Origin of the sequence: Kribbella sandramycini, assembly GCF_013131805.1 — a bacterium.
Taxonomy (GTDB): Bacteria; Actinomycetota; Actinomycetes; order Propionibacteriales; family Kribbellaceae; genus Kribbella; species Kribbella sandramycini.
Genome location: NZ_JABJRC010000001.1, coordinates 1,176,994 through 1,194,173, shown reverse-complemented (window position 1 = coordinate 1,194,173; position 17,180 = coordinate 1,176,994). Strand labels below are relative to the sequence as shown.

The window sequence follows — 17,180 nt, the reverse complement described above, 5'->3', positions numbered from 1 at the left end:
TTCAGCGCGACCGGCGGTAATCGGCGATCGCTCGGACGACGGCCTCGACGTCGTCGCTGGTCGAGTAGTAGTGGAAGGCGATGCGGAGCAGATCGCCGCGCGGGCTCGTGATGATTCCGCGTTCGGCCAGGTATTTGGCGAGGTCGCCGGGAGCGCCGTCCCGGACGGCGACCTGGGCGCCGCGGAGCGATCGGTCCGCCGGCGAGCCGATGCGCTCGCCATCCGCAGTCAGGGCGTCGTGGCAGTACTGGCCGAGGTCGGCGATGTGGTTGCGGACCGTCTTCGGGTCAACGGATTCGAGCAGCTGCAGCCCGGCGACAGCCGCGTAGGCGGCCGGGATCGACGGCGTACCGCTCTCGAACCGGCGTGCGGTGTCGGGGTAGTCGAGCCGGCGCGGATCGAAGGCGAACGGGTCCTGCCGGCCGAACCAGCCGGTCGCCACCGGATCGTGCGCGTCCAGGACGCCGTCCCGCACATAGAGGAACGCGATCCCGGGTACTCCGAGCAGGTATTTCATCGCGCCGGCGGCCAGAAAGTCGCACTCGAGCTCCTGGACGTCGATGGGCTCGACACCGGCCGCCTGGTAGGCGTCGACGAACGTCGGTACGCCGAAGGTTCGGGCCTGCTCGATCACCTCCCGGACGGGCAGCCGGACGCCGTTGCGGTAGGAGGCCAGCGGGATCGACACCAGCCCGCAGCTCTCGTCGAGCAGCGCGGTGTAGTCCTCGGCGTACACCACGCCGGCGCGGTCCTCGACGTACGCGACGGAGGGCTCCTGGGCCAGCCAGACGTGCCCCAGCGAGGGGAACTCCAGGTCGGTGCTGACGATGCGGGACCGCTGCGTCCAATCCCGCGTCGAAACGACCTGGTACGCCGCCGCCGACAGCGACGGGACGACGGCGATCTCGTGCTCGGCGGCGTTGATCGAGCGGGCGAAGTGCCGGCGCGAGTGCTCGACCTGGGTCTCCCACCGCTCCCAGGCGGCGCCGTGTTCGAACAGGCTGTCCTGATACTCCTGCAGGGCCGCGGCGACGGTCTCCGACAGCGCGCCCTGGCTGCACGACGCCAGGTAGGTCAGTTCGTTCAGCGACGGAAAGTTCCGCCGGAACTCTGCCGGTGTCGGCATGGCACCTCCTCGATTCCTCTGCTCCTCGAGCCTAGGCAGCGGCTTCGGCGGCGGCTATCCGTCCGGCGTACGCGCCGTCCGGTTACCGATGCAGGGTGACCGAGGGGCGCTCGCCGAAGCGCTCGCGGTACTGGACGGCGAAACGCCCCAGGTGCAGGAACTGCCAGCGCGCGGCGATCGCGGTGACGCTCGTGTGGGCCGGGTCGGCGGCCAGCAGCTCCGCGTGGACGCGGCGGAGCCGGATCTCCCGCAGGTAGCCCATCGGCGTGCTGTCCGAGTGGCGGCGGAAGCCCGCCTGCAGAGCCCGGACGCCGAGGCCGACGGCTTCGGCGACGTCCTCGACGACCAAGGGCTCGGCGGCGTGGTCCTCGATCAGGCTCATGGCTTTGCGGATGGCCTGGGGAGCGGCGGGCCGGTCGTCGGCCAGCGACTCGCTGTAGGTGTTGGGCTGCGCGAGCAGGAATCGCTGGAAAGCGAGGGCTTCCAGCTGCTCCAAGGCGAACGGCGGATCCGCGCTGTGGGAGACCTCTCGGACGAGGAGCTCGAGAACGCTCAACCAGGCTTGGGCGGCCGGGGTCGTGAGGTCCATCGCGAGGTCGAAGCGCAGCGGCCGTCGCAGCGAGCCGCCGAGCGTCGTCCGCAGGTGCTGTTCGACGCGGGACCGGTCCAGACCGACGATCAGCAGCGGCGTCCCGCCCGCCCAGGTCATCTCCAGGCGGTCGGCCGGGTCGATGACCGCCGCAGTCGCGGGATCGGAGTGCACCGTGGCGCGGCCACAGGTCACGCTGGCCCGGCCGCTGAGCGGGATGTGTACGAGAAAACCGTCACTGGGCACGGCAGTGGCGATCCGGACGGCCGCCGTGTAGTCGACGTAGGTGAGCTTCGTCCCGCCGACGGTTGCCGAGCGCAACCGAGCCCGGAATTGCGCGTGGTCGTGGCCGGGGATGAGCTGATGGTCCCGGAACAACTGGCCGCCGACGATCCGGGCCAGGTCGACGTCGCTGGTGTCGACCACCTCGTGCCGCGCCAACGGCGCGGCGACGAGAGAGGCAAGGACGCTCATTCCCTCACTATACGGGCGGATTCGCGTCCGTTCGGCGTGTCTCAGCTGGTCAGACGGGTCCGCGAGACCTGATTTCGCAGGCTGCCGAGTTTGCTGACCCGGGTGACCACCTGGTCACCATCGGAGAGGAAGACCTGCGGCTCACGGGCGTTGCCGATTCCGCTCGGGGTTCCGGTCAGGAGGACGTCGCCCGCTCGCAGCGTCATACCGCGGCTGAGTTCCTCGATCAGGCGCGGGATGTCGAAGGCCATCTGGCCGACGGTGGCGGCCTGGAGGACGACGCCGTTGACCTCGCAGGTGATCCGCAAACCTGCCGGATCCGGGATCTCGTCCGCGGTGGTGATCCACGGGCCGAGCGGCATGGTCGCGTCGATGCTCTTGCCCTTGAGCCATTGGCCGCCGTGCGCTCGCTGCAGGTCGCGCTGCGAGACGTCGTTGGCGACCAGATAGCCGAAGACGTGCTGGTGCGCGCGTTCGGCCGGGATCGACCGCCCGTCGCGGCCGATGACGATCGCCAGTTCGGCTTCGTAGTCCCATTGCCGGGACAGTTCGGCGTCGTACGCGATCGGGTCGTACGGGCCGATGACGGTGTCCGGACCTTTGGTGAAGAACGTCGGATGCGCGGGCAGGGCGTCCGGATCCTGCCCTTCGCGCTTACCAGCGGACTCGTAGAAGTGGTCGACGTAGTTCCAGCCGGTGCAGAGGATGTCGCGGTTGAATCGTTGCAAGGGCGCGCCGAGTGCGACCGAGCTGAGCGGCTGGGGTTCGACGTCCCGGAGCCACTCCCGGACCAGCGGGACGCCGATCAGTCCGCGGACGACATCGTCCACGGTGCCGTACTCGGCCGGGGCGACCCGGATCGAGTCGCCGGCCGGTTCGACGGCGCCGATCGCCCAGTCGTCGCCGACCGCGACCGCGGCCAGCTTCACGACGACGTGCCGATCGCCGCGATCGCGTTGATCTCGATCAGATAGTCGAGCCGGACGAACCGGGAGATCTCGACCATCGTCGAGGCGGGCGCGTGCTCGGTGAAGTACTGGCGGCGGACGGCGTGGATAGCCTCGAAATCGGCCATGTCGCGGACGTAGACGTCGACCCGGGCGATATCGGCGAGCGTGCCGCCGGCTGCTTCGACTGCCGCTTTCAGGTTCTGGCAGACCTGGTGGGTCTGCGCGGTGATGTCGCCGATCCCGGTGATACCGCCTTCGGCGTTCCGTGCGGTCATCCCGGAGATGAAGACCAGCCGCGCGGTCGCCGGGACCTCGACGGCCGAGGCATGCGAGAAGTGGCCGAGGGTGTCGGCGAGGTCGGGGCTGACGATTGTCTGGACGGTCATGAGGTGCTCCTGTTCTGTTCGGCGCCGTCGTACCTGAGCTCGACGACGAACCAGGTCCGTTCCTCGTCGGTGAGATTGATCAGGACGTAGGGCTTGGCATCGGGGACGTGGACGCCGCCGGTCTCGTCGTCCGGGTCGATCTCCAGCGAGGCGATCACGTGCGGCTGATGGGTGGCGTCGAGTTCGCGGGTTTCGCCTGCGGCGAGGGTGAGGGTCCAGATCGCCACGTCGTTGTGGAGCAGGACCGGGACCCGGCCGTCGGGCAAGACGTCGCCGGGCGGTTGGCCCTGGACGCTGCGATCACCTGGGCCGATGTCGATCGGGCCGCCGGCGTTCTCACCGAGATCCTTCAGCTCGATCAGCCGGTTGCGGTAGAACGCCGAGCCGATGTTCGTCAGCCGATGCACGGGGGAGACGGGCCGGTAGACAGCGCCGCCGCGGTACTCGGAGATGAATCGGGGCTCGGTGCCGTCGAGCCAGTCCATCCGGCCGTCGGAGCCGTTGATGCTGAGGACGACGTACGGGTTGTGGTGCAAATGCCAGGGGTGGCACTCGCCCGGCTCGAGCGAGACGTCCCAGATCCGGACCTGTCGATCCTCGTAGAGGCGCGTGATGCCGATGTCCACGAGCACCACGGGCTCGCCGGTCGCGGTGTGGACCACGTCGCCCTTCATCGGGCGTCCTCGGTCGAGGTGTACCAGTCGGGCTGCGTCGGGTAGTGCGGGCCGTCGTACACCTCGAGCAGGATCGACTCCTCGACGGCGTACGTCGGGCCGTGCAGGCTGCCCTTCGGGTTCCAGTAGAACGAGCCCTTGACGAGGGTGAGGCCGGTGGCGGTGTAGATGTAGCGCCCGGCGAGGCAGAACATGAACTGGTTCGAGGCGTGCGAGTGGCGCGACGGGATGCCCGAGCCCTGCTGGAAGCGGACGAGGGAGATCGACGCGCCGGTGTCGTCGTTGCGCCACAAGGGCTTGTGGGACAGGCCTTCGAGGGTCTTGTCGACCCAGTCCAGATCCTGGGTGTGCAGCAGGATCTCCTGGAAGCGGAAAAGGGTGGCGCCGTCCGGGCCGGTCACGGTTTCCGCCCGCGAACGGTCGGGTGCGACGCCGCTGTAGGCGGCCGGTTCGGACAGGTTCTTCATCGCTGCTCCAGGGTGGGAAGTGGTAGTCCGGTGATCGATCGGTACAGCTCGGCCGCCGGGTCCGCGGTCGAGCGCGGGTCGTAGGGGACGATCGCCGCGATATGGGCGTCGGGCCGGAGGAGGACGAGCGTGTCGGGCGGTACGCCGAACCGCCGCAGGACCCGCTCACCCGGATCGAAGAGTGCTCGGTCCCGGAGCCCGGAGTCGTGGGGTGCGTCCCAGCGACTGACGACGTACCGGCGCAGTGCCGGTGAGTCCTGCGCGGGGATCGCCGGGCGGCGGCGTACGTCGGAGAAGTACAGCGCGACGAAGGCGTCGGCGGTGAGGTCGTGCAGCTGGACGCGGCCTTGGGGGCCGAACAGCGGCAGGTCCGGGGCGCGGTCGCCGGCCGTCACCGGAGTGGGACGGTCGCCGGTCTGGATCATCGACCAGTTGCCCGTCCCGTCGACGTCCAGCCGGACGCCGAGCAGCGCGCGGGTGAACGCGTTGCCCCAGTCACCGGTCGTCATCGCTGCGACGCCGCTCTCGCGGCGGTCCATGGCGGCGCGGGCGGCCTCGGCCATCTGACCTGAGCCTTGGACGGCGACCGGTGCTTGTTCGAGTTCGTAGCCGTCGAGCAGGGCCGGATCCGCCCAGCCGCGGTGGACCCAGGCCAGTCGCCAGGGGAGGTTCGACGCATCCAGCACCCCGGTGTTGAGGCCGAGCGCCCACATCGGAGTGATCAGGTGGGCGGCGTCGCCCATCAGGAAGACGCGGCCGTCGTTCCAGCGCTTGGCGATCCGGTGGTGCACGGTGTAGACGTTCGTGCCGAGGATCTGCAGGCCGCTGACCGTGCCGATGAACCGCTGGGCCTTCGCAGCCAGCTCCTCGGCGTCCGGCTCGGGGCGTCCGGCCGGCAGCGGGTAGAGGAAGCGCCAGCAGTGCGGCTGGCGGACGAGGATCATCCACTCTTCCGGATCGCCGAAGTAGGCCAGGTACGGGTAGTCGCGCGGGTTGTCGACGTCCAGGTCGACCTTGAGGTCGACGAGCATGTAGCGCTCTTCGAGGGTGTGCCCCTCGACCGAAATGCCCAGCGTTTCGCGGACCTGGGACCGGCCGCCGTCGCAGGCGAGCAGGTAGCGCGCCTTGACGGTGCGCTCGCCGAAGGAGAGCTCGACGTGGTCGTCGGCCTGGGTGAAGCCGGTGAGCCGGTGGCCCATCCGTAGGACGCCGGGCGCCTTGCGGTCGAGGGCCCCGCGCAGGACCGGTTCGAGCTCGTGCTGCGGGATGTTCACCACGAAGGGGAACTGGGTGTCCTCGGTCAGATCGCCGGTGCGGACACTGAGCGTGGACGTGTTCGTGGCTCGGTCGAGCTCGCCGATCTCGTCGATGCGGAGCGCGGCGCGGAGTACGTCGTCGATGGCGCCGTACCGGTGCAGGACTTCGAGCGTGCGGGTGAGGATGGTGCCGGCCTTCGTGTCGAGCGACAGTTGGTCGTCCTCTTCGAACAGCACCACCGGTACGCCGTAGTGGGCCAGGCCGAGGGCCGTGACCAGACCGATCGGACCAGCGCCGACAACGGCGATCGGGAGTTCTGCGTCGTCCATGACCTCTACTCCTTCGCGAAGGCGCGATCGCGGGTCAGCGTCGAACCGGTCATCGTGGCCGCATCGGACAGCAGGAACAGGAGCGGGCCGACGACGTCCTCGGGGACGCCGATCCCGATGGTCGCGGCCCAGTGCTCGCGCTCGCCGCCGGGTGGATTGGCCGCCTGGAACTGCGGGGTGTCGATCACGCCGGGGAAGACGGTGTTGACCCGGATGCGGTACTGCGCGACCTCGGCGGCCAGCGACTTCGCGAACGGGATCAGCGCGCCCTTGCTGGCGGCGTAGGCCGATGCCTCCGCGCGGCCGGCGTGCGCGAGCCCGGACGCGAATACGAGGATCGCGCCGGAGCGGCGTTCGATCAGGTGCGGGAGGACGGCTTGGCAACACCACAGGACGCCGTCGAGGTTGACGCCGATCGCATGCCGCCAGTCCGCCTGCGCCAGGTCGACGACCGTGGCGCGCGGCTGGACGGCGGCGCCCGCGACCAGCGCGTCGATCCGGCCGTGGGTCGCGACGACGTCCGCAATCACGGTGTGGACGGCGTCCCGGTCGGAGACGTCGACCTGGTGCTGCTCGACGCGGTCGATCCCGTCGAGCTCGGCCGAACGCACGACGTCCAGGACCACGGCTGTGCCGCCGGCTGCGGCGTACGCGCGGGCGAGAGCGGCGCCGATGCCGTTGGCGCCGCCGGTGATGACCGCGACCTCACCGGTCGCGTCGAAGGTGGACTTCACGATGCCTCCCGGATCACGCCGAGCGCTTGCGCCGTGTCGAGCAGTGCGTCGTAGACAGCTGCGGGTAGCTCGATGCCCTGCGTCGCCGAGACGGCGGCTCGCTCGGCTTCGAGTTGCCCGGGAAGCAGCGTCCGTTCGGTGCCGGGCGCGGTGGGGGAGTCGAGCACTTGGCGAGACAGCTCGGCGAGCCGCTCGGCGAACTGCTCCGGCGCTCCGAACGCGCGTACGTCGAGGGCGAGAAAGAAGTGTGCGCAGTCGTTGGGAACGCTCAGGTCGGCGTACAAGCCCTTGACCGCGGCGCCGAATCCACCGCCGGACAGGATGCCGGTCAGCACGTCAACCATCAATGCCAGCCCGAACCCCTTATGACCAGCGGCCGGCTGCAACAACCCAGCCACCGCCTCGGCCGCACTGGTCGTCGGACGCCCGTCGCGGTCAGTCGCCCAGGTCGGCGGAATCGCCTGGCCCTCCTGCTCTGCCAGCCGAATCCGCCCGAGCGATGTCGCCGACAACGCCATATCCAGAACAACCGGCTCGCCCGAAGCAGCCGGGACGCCGATCGCCAGCGGATTGTTCCCCACCACCGCTGCCGCGCCACCAGGAGCGGGCATCAGCGGGCGGGTGTTCGCGGCGGCGATCCCGATACACCCGGCGGCGGCCGCCTGCTGGACGTACCGATAGGCACCCCCGAAGTGCGCAGCCCGCCGGACGCTGACCACACCAACGCCGAACTGCTGTGCCTTGGCCACCGCGAGCGACATCGCCTGATCGGCACTCAGTTGCCCGAGGCAATGGTCGGCGTCCAGAACCGCAACGGCGCCGAGGTCGACCACAAGCTCAGCGCCCTCGGCGGTGCTGATCGACCCACGACGAAGGCGTTCGACGTACATCGGCACCAACAGCGTCCCGTGCGACGACGTCCCCCGAGCATCAGCCTCGACCAGCCCTTCAGCCAGCCGCAACGCCGCGCCCCGACCAACCCCCGCGGCCTCGAACACCTCCGCGACAAGCTCGGTCAGCCACCCACTGTCGACTCTACGATGATCAGCCACTACCCCTCCTCCGTCTCCAGAGGAAGCTAAAGCCCACCGCCGCCCACCACTATCCGCAGAACGCCGCCCTCGTCCCGTTCGCGACCTCAGAAGCCGGCGAAGACGCCGCGGATGGTGTCGAGGGAGACGGCGCCGTAGATCTTGACGGAGTCCGGGGTGTGGGCTGGGTCGAGGCGGCCGGCGGACAGGCGGAGCCAGGCTTCGGCGGGCAGGGTAAGGGTTGCGTCGGCGTTCGCCGCCGGGGCCCATTCGATGCTGACGGGGTCGCCGAGGCGGAGCGTGAACTCGGTCGCGGGCTCAGTTGTGGTGATGCCGACGACCGCGGTGCGTCCGTTGAGTGAGGCCGGCTTGGTGATCCAGCTCGGGTCGACCGGGGTCCGGAGGAGGTGCGGGACGGCCTCGGAGTCGAGGGGGAGGGTGGGGTCGGCAGGGCTGCGGACGTCCCACGAGTGGAAGGTGAGCTCGTTGAGGCGCATCTGGACGTACGTCGCCACGTCGGTCGGCTCCGGCAGGAAGCTCAGCTGAACACGCAGGTTCCGCCGCTGGTCGCTGTCGAGCGACTCGAACAGAACGACGAACTTCTCGTTCCAGTCCAGGAAGTTGTCCGCCTGTTCCCGGCGCGACAACCCGTTCCACCGCTTCCACACGCTCTTGTTGTAGGCCTTGTCGCCGGGAGGTTGCCCCTCGAGAGCGAGTTGGAACGCGTTGCCCATGATTTCCGCGCCGCTCCCCAGATGGCTGAGCACCTGCGCGATGTCCCACTCGCTCGCGGCCGACTGCGCGGCCAGCTCCGCTTCGCCGAAGGTCTTCACCAGCTCGGCCAAGCGGTCGTGTCCGGTGCGAAGCGCCGCGATCACAGCATCGACGTCAGTCATGTCCTACCTCCTGGAACGACATTGCCCATGTAGTTGAAATTTCACCCCAGCCTATTTCGGGCATGATGAAATTTCAATACGCTCGCCGAGTTGCCGGAGGCCGAGTTGGTGTGGGACTACGAGGTGCATGCGTCGCCGGAGGTGGCGGAGCGGTACGGAATGGCGTCGGCCCGGATCGGCGGCGGCGTCGCCCTCGCGGTTCGGGACGACGTGACGGAGTACTGGAGCAAGGCGCTCGGGCTGGGCTTCGAGGAGCCGGTGACGGCGAAGCTGGTGACGTCGATCCTCGACTTCTATCGCGAGAACGGCAACAAGTTCGCGATGCTGCAGCTCGCGCCGTCGGTGCTGCCGGTGGACTGGGAGGAGATCTGCGCCGCGGAAGGCCTCGTCGCGGAGTCCAGTTGGGTGAAGCTGTCCAGGTCGACCGGCCAGGTGGTGATGCCGGAGACCAGCCTGCGGGTGGCGGAGGTCGATGTGCACGATGCGGAGGAATGGGCGGCTGTGCTGGTCCAGGGCTTCGGGATGCCGCAGGAGCAGGTCGCGCCCGCGGTGCAGGGCGCTGCTGGACTCCCGGGCTGGTCGATGTTCGGTGCCTTCGACGGCGACCGGATGGTGGCCGCGGCCGGGCTGATGGTCAGGGGTGATGTGGCGGAGATCGCCGGCGCGTCCACGCTGCCCGAGTTTCAGCGGCGAGGGGCGCAGTCGGCGCTCCTGGCGGCCCGGATCAGGAAGGCTGCCGCGGCGGGTGCGACGCTGCTGAGTGTCGAGACGGCGGTGCCGGCCGAAGGGACGCGCAGTATCTCGCTGAACAATCTCCTTCGGGCCGGCTTCAAGATCCGCTACGAACGCCAGAACTGGACGTGGCGCGCCTGAGGTTCAGATGTACGGAAGCGCGTCACAGTTGGCGCCCTGGGTCTGAACAGGCCAGATGTCATTGAGTCGATTGGTGTTCGTCGTGTACGCGAGGACTGCGATCACGCGCAGGCCGTCGGTACGCCGTCCGATCGTGAAGTGAACGGCCAGCCGCTCGATCTCGCTTCCGTCGGCGCGCCGGCGCGACCAAATGGCGTCGATCGCCCCGCTGTTCTGGTTGAAGGTGAACGCGCGGCGGTCGATGACGGCGGTGTCGGCGTAGCCGGCCGCGTGGAGGCGGTTGATGCTGGCTTGCATCCAGCCGATGAGTTCCGCCTCCTGTGCGATCAGGCGCATCGGGCCGCTCGAGTCGCTCAGCCACAGCGGGGTGCCCCAGTACTGGGTGATGAACGAGGGGTCTGCGTTGTTGGCGACCGCGGCCACCCAGGTCGGTAGGTAGTCCTCGTTGAACCACTGTTCGATCTCTTCGGCGGCCGCCTGTAGATCCTCGGGTACGTGGGCCAGAACCATCTCTCGTCCTCATCTCGGTTGGGCGGGCTACGGTAGACAGAGATTAAAGCACGTGTCTTAATCACTTGGTGAGGAATCGACGATGACCAACTACCACGTGGGCCGGCGGCGCCTGCTCAAAGCCTTCGGCCTGACGGCTGCGGCCGGTCCGCTGGCGATGTCGCAGGCGGACGCCGTACTCGGGGCGAGTCTCGGCCACGACGAGCAGATCGGCGTCTCGCCGTCGGAGTACCGGGCGCCCGTGAATCTCGCCCGCTCGACCGACGCGAAAGCGGTGGCGATCGGCTGGATCGACGCGAATGCCGCGGCGATCACCAACCTGAGTGACGAGGTGTGCCCGACGTACGGCGCGGGCCACGGCGACGCGCACAACCTGCTCGGTGCGGGATCGGTCGCGGCGGCGATCGCCGTCAGTCGGGCTGATTCCTCCCGAGGCGTGATGTGGGAGGTCCTGATGGCAGTGCATCCAAGATCAGCGCGCGTAGTGTCCGCATTGTTTGACAGCTGCCACTCCGGTTCGCCTGGACTCCCTTCAGTCGCACGGCCCGCAGTCCCGACTGCCTGCTTGTTAGCTGTCGATCCCCGAGAGCGCTTGGAATGCTTGAGTGATGGTCGGCGAGATCAGCGTCGCCAACGAAGGTTCGTAACACTACGCCGCACCATGAAGTTGAGCTGGACTACGAGTTCCTGCGTTCCGTGGGACGAGACCGAGTTGATCGTCATCTACACCGCGGCGGGCCTGTCGGACGCGAGATGCTTTGGGCTGGCTCTGCTCATGTCGGCAGGTCAGTGCTAGGACGACAGCCTGCAGAGCTGGGTTCGGCAGGTTGCAAAGCCGGTTGAAGGACCGGCCAGCTGGCCCGGTTTCGTGCCGACTCGGCGGTGGCGCCTGGTGCGGTGGACGAACTGCTGCGGTACCTGTTCGTGCTGGACGCTTTGCCGGCGCGGATCGCCACGCAGGACATCGAGATCGCCGGTATGACGATCAAGGCTGGCGACGGTGTGATCATCGCGAACTCGATCGTCTGCCGGGACTCGGCGGCGTTCGCCGAGCCGGAACTCGCGGTGCCGGTCGCAGAGCTGGAACTGCGGGACGCGACGATGATCCAGGGAGTCGACACGCCACCCGTCACCTGGTGACGTACTCAGCTGCTGGCCAGCCATTCGCTACAGCTCCAGAACTCTTTGTGCCGCGGATACTTCACCAGGACGCAGGCCCTGATCGCCCGGACCTCTTCTGGAGTGCTCACCGACGCGGACTTTCTCCGGCCGACCTGCAAGGTATGAATCGTTTTGCTGCCGACGTACATGTACTGCGCCCGGGTGGAGATCGCCCAGTTGTCGCCCGCGCCGTAGACCCAGACCCAGCTCGGTGCGCCGTTCCCCGGTGCGGTGTCCAGCTGGACCGTGGCGCCGAAGCGATCGATCTGCACAACCGCCGCGAACGCCGGCTGCACGGCGAGCGTCACGGCGACTGCAGCGGACGCCGCCGCGACGACCATCCGCCTGGTGATACCTCTCATGATCCCTCCCGGTGCTCGAGACCTCGTCTTGCCCGGCAACTGTTCCGGGCGCTCCGTAGCGCCGGGTAGGTGTCGAACTCCCACGCGTACCGCAGCGAGGTCCGCGGTGGGTCCGGAGTGCTCAGGACAGGTGTGTGACTCCTACGCAAGGTCCGCGGCCTGGTCGGATGATGCAGGCGAGGTGTACCGCGTTCCCTCGGGAACGTCACGACTGGACGAATGAGGAGCGACAGTGATGGGGCGCGTGTTGATTGCGTTGCTGGCGGTTCAGACGGCCATGGTCGGTGTGTGGGCTTCGTTCCTGCCGGTGTCGTTCTACGAGGACGGTCCGTTGCCGTTTCTCAATACGGGATGGACTGCGCTCCTGCCGCCGTACAACGAGCATCTGATGCGTGACTACGGTTTGATGAACCTGGGGTTCGCGGTGGTGCTGTTCTACACGCTCGCGACGATGTCGTCGTCAATGGTGCGGATGAGTATGGCGGCCTATCTGGTGTTCGCTGTACCGCATACGATCTTTCACCTGACGCATCTGGAGCACCTCTCCACCGGTGGTTCGATCGGCCTCGCGATCACCCTCGGGCTGACTGTTCTTCTGCCACTGATCGTGCTGGTCCTGAGCAGTCGGCGGGTACCGGCCGACCGCTGAGCCCGGAAGCATCACAGAGAAGGCGTTACGTGAGCTCGTCGAAGACGGCTCATAGGCTGTGGACGAGGCCGCCGTCGCAGCGGAACGCCGTACCGGTGGTGTAGGAGGCGAGGTCGCTGCAGAGGAAGGCGGCTACGGCGGCGAACTCGTGGACGGCTCCGAAGCGACGCATCGGCACTTCGGCCGCCTCCTCGGCCTGAATCTCGGCCGCGGGGCGCCCGGTCCGGGCAGCTTTGGTGGCCTCGACGGCGTCGCGGCGAGCGGTACGGAAGCCGCCGGCCAGCAGGAGATTCACAGTCACCCCGGACGGCGCGACCTGTGTCGCGAGCGTCTTGAGGTATCCGGCGAGGGCTGGGCGGCCGATGTTCGACAACGCCAGGGCCGGGAGCGGCTCCACGACGTTGGTCGCCGACATCGACAGGATCCGGCCCCAGCCGCGGTCGCGCATCCCGTCCAGCACCAGCGACACCATCCGTTGCTGCGGACGGATCACCGACGCGACCGCCGTACTGATGTCTTCGGAGGTGACGTCCAGCGCAACCGCCGGCTTGGGTCCGGGGCCGTTGAGTACGAGGATGTCGACCGAGCCGAAGGCGTCGAGGGCGGCCTGGACGATGCGCTCGGGCCCGCCCTCGCTCATCATGTCCACGCCGACACCGATTGCCGAGGGCAACTCGGCGGCGATCGACTTGGCCAGTTGCTCGCGGCGTCCGGTCACCACGACGTTCGCGCCTTCCGCGGCGAGGGCGCGGGCGACGCCCTCGCCCAGGCCGGAGGTCGACGCGCACACCACCGCGGTCCGGCCGGCGATGTTCAGGTCCATGATCCTGCTCCTTCGATCTTGGCAGGATTGACCTGCCAGAGGACTTGGGTGATGCCGTCGTCCGAGGCATCGATACTGAGAACCGCGAAGACGGCGCCCTGCTGGCGGAGGCGAAGCGCGTACTGCCCGTTGACGGTGACAGGCTCGGCGCTGACATCGCGCCAGACCTTGGAGGCGAAGCCGACGACCGCGGCCGCGACGGTCGCGGCGCCGTACAGCGGCACTCGGGCCGCGTTGCTGCTGGTGCCGCCGCTGTCGGAGTAGCTGACGACCTCGTCGGCGAGCAGTTCCTCCAGACCGGCGATGTCGCCGGCCTGGGCGGCGGCCAGGAAGCCGTTCAGCAGGCGTTGCCGCTCGGACGGTGCCACCGGGGCTCGCCGGTCCTCCGCCAGATGCTTGCGCGCACGGGTGACCCACTGGCGAGCGGTGGCCTCGGTGGTCCGGATGATCTCGGCGATCTCCCGATACGGATAGTCGAAGGCCTCACGCAAGACGTACGCCGCTCGCTCGTGCGGTGGAAGCTTCTCCATCAACATCAGTACGGCGAGCTCCAGCGCGGCGCCACGTTCGGCGCCCAGTTGTGGATCCGCCGAGGTGTCCACCGGTTCGGGCAGCCACGGCCCGGCGTAGGTCTCGTGCCGTGCGTAGGCGGTCTTGGTGGCGTTGATCGCGAGCCTCGAGGTGGTCGTCGACAGGTACGCGATCGGGTTGTGGACCGTCGTACGGTCGGCGGCTTGCCAGCGCAGCCAGACTTCCTGCAGGAGATCTTCGGCGTCGCTGACGGTGCCCAGCATGCGGTAGGCGATACCGAACAGACGCCGCCGAGCCTGGGTGAAGATCTCCGCGGCCTCGTCCAGCGCAATCTGCTCCATCTTGACCTTTCCAGGTTTGTGCGGTCATCAGAAAGACAGGGCAGCCCACCGGAACGTGACAAGCAGGTCAGCGCGAGAAGTGCGTGACCACCCGGTCCAGGCGGACACCGTCGACGGTCAGGTCGACCTGCTCGTTGAGGAACGCGACCAGCCCCGTCACCGGACGCAGCGCGACCGTGGGGAAGTCGTACGACCAGGCGATGTCGGCCTGGTCGCCCGACGACCAGTACTCGCTGGTGCGGCCCTTGTACGGGCATTGCGTCCGCGTCGGGCTCGGGGTGAGGTCCTCGAAGTTCACGGCGTGCCGTGGGAAGTAGTAGCGGGTGGGCAGTCCGGTTTCGAACACCGTCACCGTCGAGGAGGACTCGGCCAGGACGATGTCGTTGAGCTCCACCTTGACGTGTCGCGACGACCGCATGGGGTCGACCCGGTGATACGGGCTCCGCGGATGGACCCACACCTGGTCGTCCTCTTCGAACCAGGCGTCCATCGCGGCCCAGTCGAAGGTGACTCGCCCAGCGACGAGGCCCTGGTCGTACCGGCGGGCCAGGCCGTGGCCGGCTCGGTGGATCCGGGCCGGACCGCGAGACTGCCGCTCGACTTCACCGGTGTCGTGCAGCAGCCCGTCGACGACGTCCTCGATCGGGATGTAGTACGCCGGGTAGCCCGGCCACTCCCAGAGGTAGACGGCGTCGGTGGTGTCCAGGACGCATCGGTTCCCGAGCATTGCCCGGATCCGGCGGGGGACCGGTGCGGTGTGATCCACCGGCACGATCATCGGAGGGAAGTCGTTCATGCCCGTCAGTCCACCTCGTGCCGGGGCGGACTGACCAGGAGTCTCACTCCCTGCTTACTCGGCCATTCAAACGCTCGTTGACGGCCGGATCGGTAGGAGTCGCACTCCCGGTCGCCCTGAGGCCGTCACGAAGGAGACCCCCGCTGTTGTCTTCTCTGCGACGGCAGCCGGAGTCGCCGGATGCCCACCAGTTCAGGAGTCGTCGTGGGAAGCGAAAGAGTCAACGTCGTGCGGTACGGAACGAAGCCGGGGGCAGCGGAGGCGAACCGGGCCAAGGTCGAGGCGCTGTTCGCGCAGCTGGCCGCTGAGCAGCCGGAAGGACTGACCTACCACGCCTTCGAGCTACCTGATGGGCAGTTTCTGCACATCTCCTCGGGCAACACCGAGCTGCTGCAGTCGCTGAGCGCCTTCAAGGAGTTCCAGCAGGCGGGCCTGATGGACGGCGCTCCGGAGATCACCCCGTCGACCGTCGTCGGCAGGTACCCCTGATCCACCTGAGCGGTCGGTCGGGTTCGACATCTCTGAACCCGGCCGACCGGTCCATCAGTAAGTGCTCCAGTGCGCCTCGAGCAGAGACGCGACCGCAGCCGGTTTCTGGAGCACCGTCCAGTGGTTGCAGTCGAGCTCGACGACGTCGACGGCCCGCAGCGATTTGCCGAGGCGGTGACCGAACTCGATCTGGCAGGCCGGATCGAGCGCTCCCCAGAAGACCAGACTCGGTGCTTGCACGTTCGCCAGGCCCGGCTCCCACTCCGCGCCCACAGTGACCGCCGACTGGTACAGCTTGAGGATGCTGTCCTTCATCACCTCGTCCACGCGACCGGCCGTCTCACTGGCCAGTTCTGCCGGTACGTCGAACCCGGCGACCAGGTCGCCGAGTGCGGCCGGGGTCGCATCGGCCATGAACTGCCGGCCCTTGTCCAGGTCCTGCCAGATCTCCGCGAGGGCGTGCCAGCGGTAGGCGCCGTTGATCGGTCCGTTCCCTCCGGACCACGTCTTCACGAGGTCGGGTCGCAGGGACGCAACGCGTGCGGTCAGAATGCATCCCCAGTCATGGCCCACCAGGTCGACCGGCTCACCGACCGACTCCAGCCGCTCGATCAGCCAGTCGACGTACTCGTCCTTCGTCGAATTGAAGCCCTCGGCGCGCGGGGCGCCGAAGCCGGGCAGGTCCCACGCTTCGACGTCCCGGCGGGACAGGTGCCGCCGTACGCCGTCCCACAACCGGTGAGTGTCGGGGACGCCGTGGATCAGAACTGCGGGCACGAGAGATCCTTTCGTGAAAGTTGACCGAGAGGCTCAGTAGTCCCAGACGGTCGGGACGAAGCGGAATGCGTTGCCGGCGACCGCGACGTGGCAGACCGATGGGAAGGGGAGATGCGTCGCGACGAGTTGTTCGCCGCTGGCAGCGAGCTCTTGCAGCAGGCGGATCCGGACCCGAGCCGACTCTTCGGGGTCGTGCTCGAAGCCGTTGTACCAGTTGGGGTACTCGAACCCGGGCTGGAAGACGGCGTCGCCGGCGAAGGTGAGCCGTTCGCCGCCGGACTCGACGCGGACGATGCTGTGCCCAGGCGTGTGACCGCCGGTACGGCGAATCAGCACGCCCGGCGCGACCTCGTGCTCGGTCTCGAACGGCCGCAACTGGTCGCTGTACAGGTCGAGGAACCGCGTCGCGGTCGTCTGCAGTACCTCCGGGATCGGCGCCGGCATGACCGTTTTGGAGAAGTCAGGTGCCTGCCAGAACTCGGCCTCGGCCGACGCCAGATGAACCTGTACGTCGGCGTGCAGCCGCCCGCGGAGTCCGTCGACCAGCAACCCGCCGATGTGATCCATGTGCAGGTGCGTCAGTACGACGTCGGTGACGGACTTCGGCGCGATTCCCGCAGCCTCCAGCCGGAGCGCCAATTGGCCGGCCCGTGGAAACCCCGGAAACTCCGTCCCCAGCCCCGAGTCGATGAGGACGGTTCGGTCGCCGCTGCGGACCACAGCAACGTTGAGCGGCCAGTCGAGAATTTCCGGCGGCAGGAACTCGTCCTTGAGCCACGCCGCCAGGTCCGGCGCCGCGACGTTGGTCGCCATCGTCGTGGCGGTGATCGGTAGTACGCCGTCGCTGATCACCATCACGTCGATGTCGCCGACTTTCAGCGCGTACCGCGACGGAACCAGTTCGTTGTTGTCCCAGCTCAAGATTCGTCTCCTTAGGAAGGGATTCTGCACTGAA

The 17,180-nt window shown here is 68.1% G+C and carries 22 protein-coding genes; 5 read left to right on the top strand and 17 right to left on the bottom strand.

The features are described 5' to 3' along the window. Position 1: 1 nt before the first annotated feature. From HPO96_RS05245 to HPO96_RS05200, 10 genes are all read right to left on the bottom strand, one after another. Positions 2–1,126, bottom strand: a complete 1,125-nt coding sequence (locus tag HPO96_RS05245) for an aminotransferase class V-fold PLP-dependent enzyme (protein WP_171671441.1) — start codon at positions 1,124–1,126, stop codon at positions 2–4. An 82-nt stretch (positions 1,127–1,208) separates the two neighbouring features. Continuing rightward, positions 1,209–2,189 carry an AraC family transcriptional regulator gene (locus HPO96_RS05240; RefSeq protein ID WP_171671439.1) on the bottom strand — a complete coding sequence of 327 codons (981 nt, stop codon included), beginning with the start codon at positions 2,187–2,189 and terminating at the stop codon, positions 1,209–1,211. A gap of 41 nt (positions 2,190–2,230) precedes the next feature. Beyond that, on the bottom strand, positions 2,231–3,118 hold the full coding sequence (locus HPO96_RS05235; RefSeq protein WP_337796510.1) for a fumarylacetoacetate hydrolase family protein: 888 nt from the start codon (positions 3,116–3,118) through the stop codon (positions 2,231–2,233). Then, entirely contained in the window at positions 3,115–3,525 is a 411-nt protein-coding gene (locus tag HPO96_RS05230; protein WP_171671437.1) for a RidA family protein, read from the bottom strand. The genes HPO96_RS05235 and HPO96_RS05230 overlap by 4 nt, the downstream gene beginning before the upstream one ends. Then, entirely contained in the window at positions 3,522–4,199 is a 678-nt protein-coding gene (locus HPO96_RS05225) for a hypothetical protein (protein WP_171671436.1), read from the bottom strand. The genes HPO96_RS05230 and HPO96_RS05225 overlap by 4 nt, the downstream gene beginning before the upstream one ends. Beyond that, on the bottom strand, positions 4,196–4,666 hold the full coding sequence (locus HPO96_RS05220; protein WP_171671434.1) for a cupin domain-containing protein: 471 nt from the start codon (positions 4,664–4,666) through the stop codon (positions 4,196–4,198). The genes HPO96_RS05225 and HPO96_RS05220 overlap by 4 nt, the downstream gene beginning before the upstream one ends. Beyond that, a complete protein-coding gene (locus HPO96_RS05215; RefSeq protein WP_171671433.1) occupies positions 4,663–6,252 on the bottom strand; it encodes an FAD-dependent monooxygenase in 1,590 nt (529 codons plus the stop codon). The genes HPO96_RS05220 and HPO96_RS05215 overlap by 4 nt, the downstream gene beginning before the upstream one ends. Before the next feature lie 5 nt (positions 6,253–6,257). Further along, positions 6,258–6,986 (bottom strand): SDR family NAD(P)-dependent oxidoreductase, encoded by a 729-nt coding sequence (locus tag HPO96_RS05210; RefSeq protein ID WP_171671431.1) that lies wholly within the window; start codon positions 6,984–6,986, stop codon positions 6,258–6,260. Continuing rightward, positions 6,983–8,038: an Ldh family oxidoreductase gene (locus HPO96_RS05205; protein WP_171671430.1), complete on the bottom strand. Its 1,056-nt coding sequence runs from the start codon at positions 8,036–8,038 to the stop codon at positions 6,983–6,985. The genes HPO96_RS05210 and HPO96_RS05205 overlap by 4 nt, the downstream gene beginning before the upstream one ends. Before the next feature lie 86 nt (positions 8,039–8,124). Beyond that, positions 8,125–8,913: a maleylpyruvate isomerase family mycothiol-dependent enzyme gene (locus tag HPO96_RS05200; RefSeq protein ID WP_171671428.1), complete on the bottom strand. Its 789-nt coding sequence runs from the start codon at positions 8,911–8,913 to the stop codon at positions 8,125–8,127. Positions 8,914–9,003: 90 nt separating this feature from the next. On the opposite strand from HPO96_RS05200, the gene HPO96_RS05195 reads away from it, so the two are divergent. Beyond that, complete coding sequence (locus HPO96_RS05195) at positions 9,004–9,786, top strand: GNAT family N-acetyltransferase (protein ID WP_171671426.1); 783 nt, start codon at positions 9,004–9,006, stop codon at positions 9,784–9,786. Positions 9,787–9,789: 3 nt separating this feature from the next. Here HPO96_RS05195 and HPO96_RS05190 read toward each other — a convergent pair whose 3' ends face one another. Next, on the bottom strand, positions 9,790–10,296 hold the full coding sequence (locus HPO96_RS05190; RefSeq protein WP_171671425.1) for a DUF6841 family protein: 507 nt from the start codon (positions 10,294–10,296) through the stop codon (positions 9,790–9,792). Between the two features lie 82 nt (positions 10,297–10,378). Here HPO96_RS05190 and HPO96_RS05185 point away from each other — a divergent pair, with 82 nt between their 5' ends. Both HPO96_RS05185 and HPO96_RS05180 read left to right on the top strand, forming a co-directional pair. Then, positions 10,379–11,092, top strand: a complete 714-nt coding sequence (locus HPO96_RS05185; RefSeq protein WP_171671423.1) for a hypothetical protein — start codon at positions 10,379–10,381, stop codon at positions 11,090–11,092. 101 nt (positions 11,093–11,193) lie between these two features. Beyond that, positions 11,194–11,436 (top strand): cytochrome P450, encoded by a 243-nt coding sequence (locus HPO96_RS05180; RefSeq protein ID WP_171671421.1) that lies wholly within the window; start codon positions 11,194–11,196, stop codon positions 11,434–11,436. 5 nt (positions 11,437–11,441) lie between these two features. On the opposite strand, the gene HPO96_RS05175 is transcribed toward HPO96_RS05180, so the two are convergent. Further along, positions 11,442–11,819, bottom strand: a complete 378-nt coding sequence (locus tag HPO96_RS05175) for a hypothetical protein (RefSeq protein ID WP_171671415.1) — start codon at positions 11,817–11,819, stop codon at positions 11,442–11,444. Between the two features lie 235 nt (positions 11,820–12,054). Between HPO96_RS05175 and HPO96_RS05170 the strand changes: the two genes are divergently transcribed. Continuing rightward, positions 12,055–12,468 (top strand): hypothetical protein, encoded by a 414-nt coding sequence (locus HPO96_RS05170; RefSeq protein WP_171671413.1) that lies wholly within the window; start codon positions 12,055–12,057, stop codon positions 12,466–12,468. A gap of 49 nt (positions 12,469–12,517) precedes the next feature. Here the strand turns inward: HPO96_RS05170 and HPO96_RS05165 are convergent, their stop codons facing one another. The 3 genes from HPO96_RS05165 to HPO96_RS05155 form a co-directional block, all read right to left on the bottom strand. Further along, positions 12,518–13,291 (bottom strand): SDR family oxidoreductase, encoded by a 774-nt coding sequence (locus tag HPO96_RS05165; RefSeq protein WP_171671412.1) that lies wholly within the window; start codon positions 13,289–13,291, stop codon positions 12,518–12,520. Further along, positions 13,282–14,163 (bottom strand): sigma-70 family RNA polymerase sigma factor, encoded by an 882-nt coding sequence (locus tag HPO96_RS05160; RefSeq protein WP_171671410.1) that lies wholly within the window; start codon positions 14,161–14,163, stop codon positions 13,282–13,284. Before HPO96_RS05160 ends, HPO96_RS05165 begins: the two co-directional genes overlap by 10 nt. 67 nt (positions 14,164–14,230) lie before the next feature. Then, positions 14,231–14,959, bottom strand: coding sequence for a DUF427 domain-containing protein (locus tag HPO96_RS05155; RefSeq protein ID WP_171671409.1), 729 nt, complete (start codon positions 14,957–14,959; stop codon positions 14,231–14,233). 204 nt (positions 14,960–15,163) lie between these two features. Here HPO96_RS05155 and HPO96_RS05150 point away from each other — a divergent pair, with 204 nt between their 5' ends. Then, positions 15,164–15,448 (top strand): hypothetical protein, encoded by a 285-nt coding sequence (locus tag HPO96_RS05150; RefSeq protein ID WP_171671407.1) that lies wholly within the window; start codon positions 15,164–15,166, stop codon positions 15,446–15,448. A gap of 54 nt (positions 15,449–15,502) precedes the next feature. Here HPO96_RS05150 and HPO96_RS05145 read toward each other — a convergent pair whose 3' ends face one another. Together HPO96_RS05145 and HPO96_RS05140 are read right to left on the bottom strand one after the other, a co-directional pair. Beyond that, the gene (locus tag HPO96_RS05145) at positions 15,503–16,225 is read right to left on the bottom strand and encodes an alpha/beta fold hydrolase (protein WP_171671405.1); all 723 of its coding nucleotides are present in this window, start codon (positions 16,223–16,225) and stop codon (positions 15,503–15,505) included. A gap of 33 nt (positions 16,226–16,258) precedes the next feature. Beyond that, positions 16,259–17,146, bottom strand: a complete 888-nt coding sequence (locus HPO96_RS05140; RefSeq protein WP_202885498.1) for an MBL fold metallo-hydrolase — start codon at positions 17,144–17,146, stop codon at positions 16,259–16,261. Between the last annotated feature and the right edge of the window lie 34 nt (positions 17,147–17,180).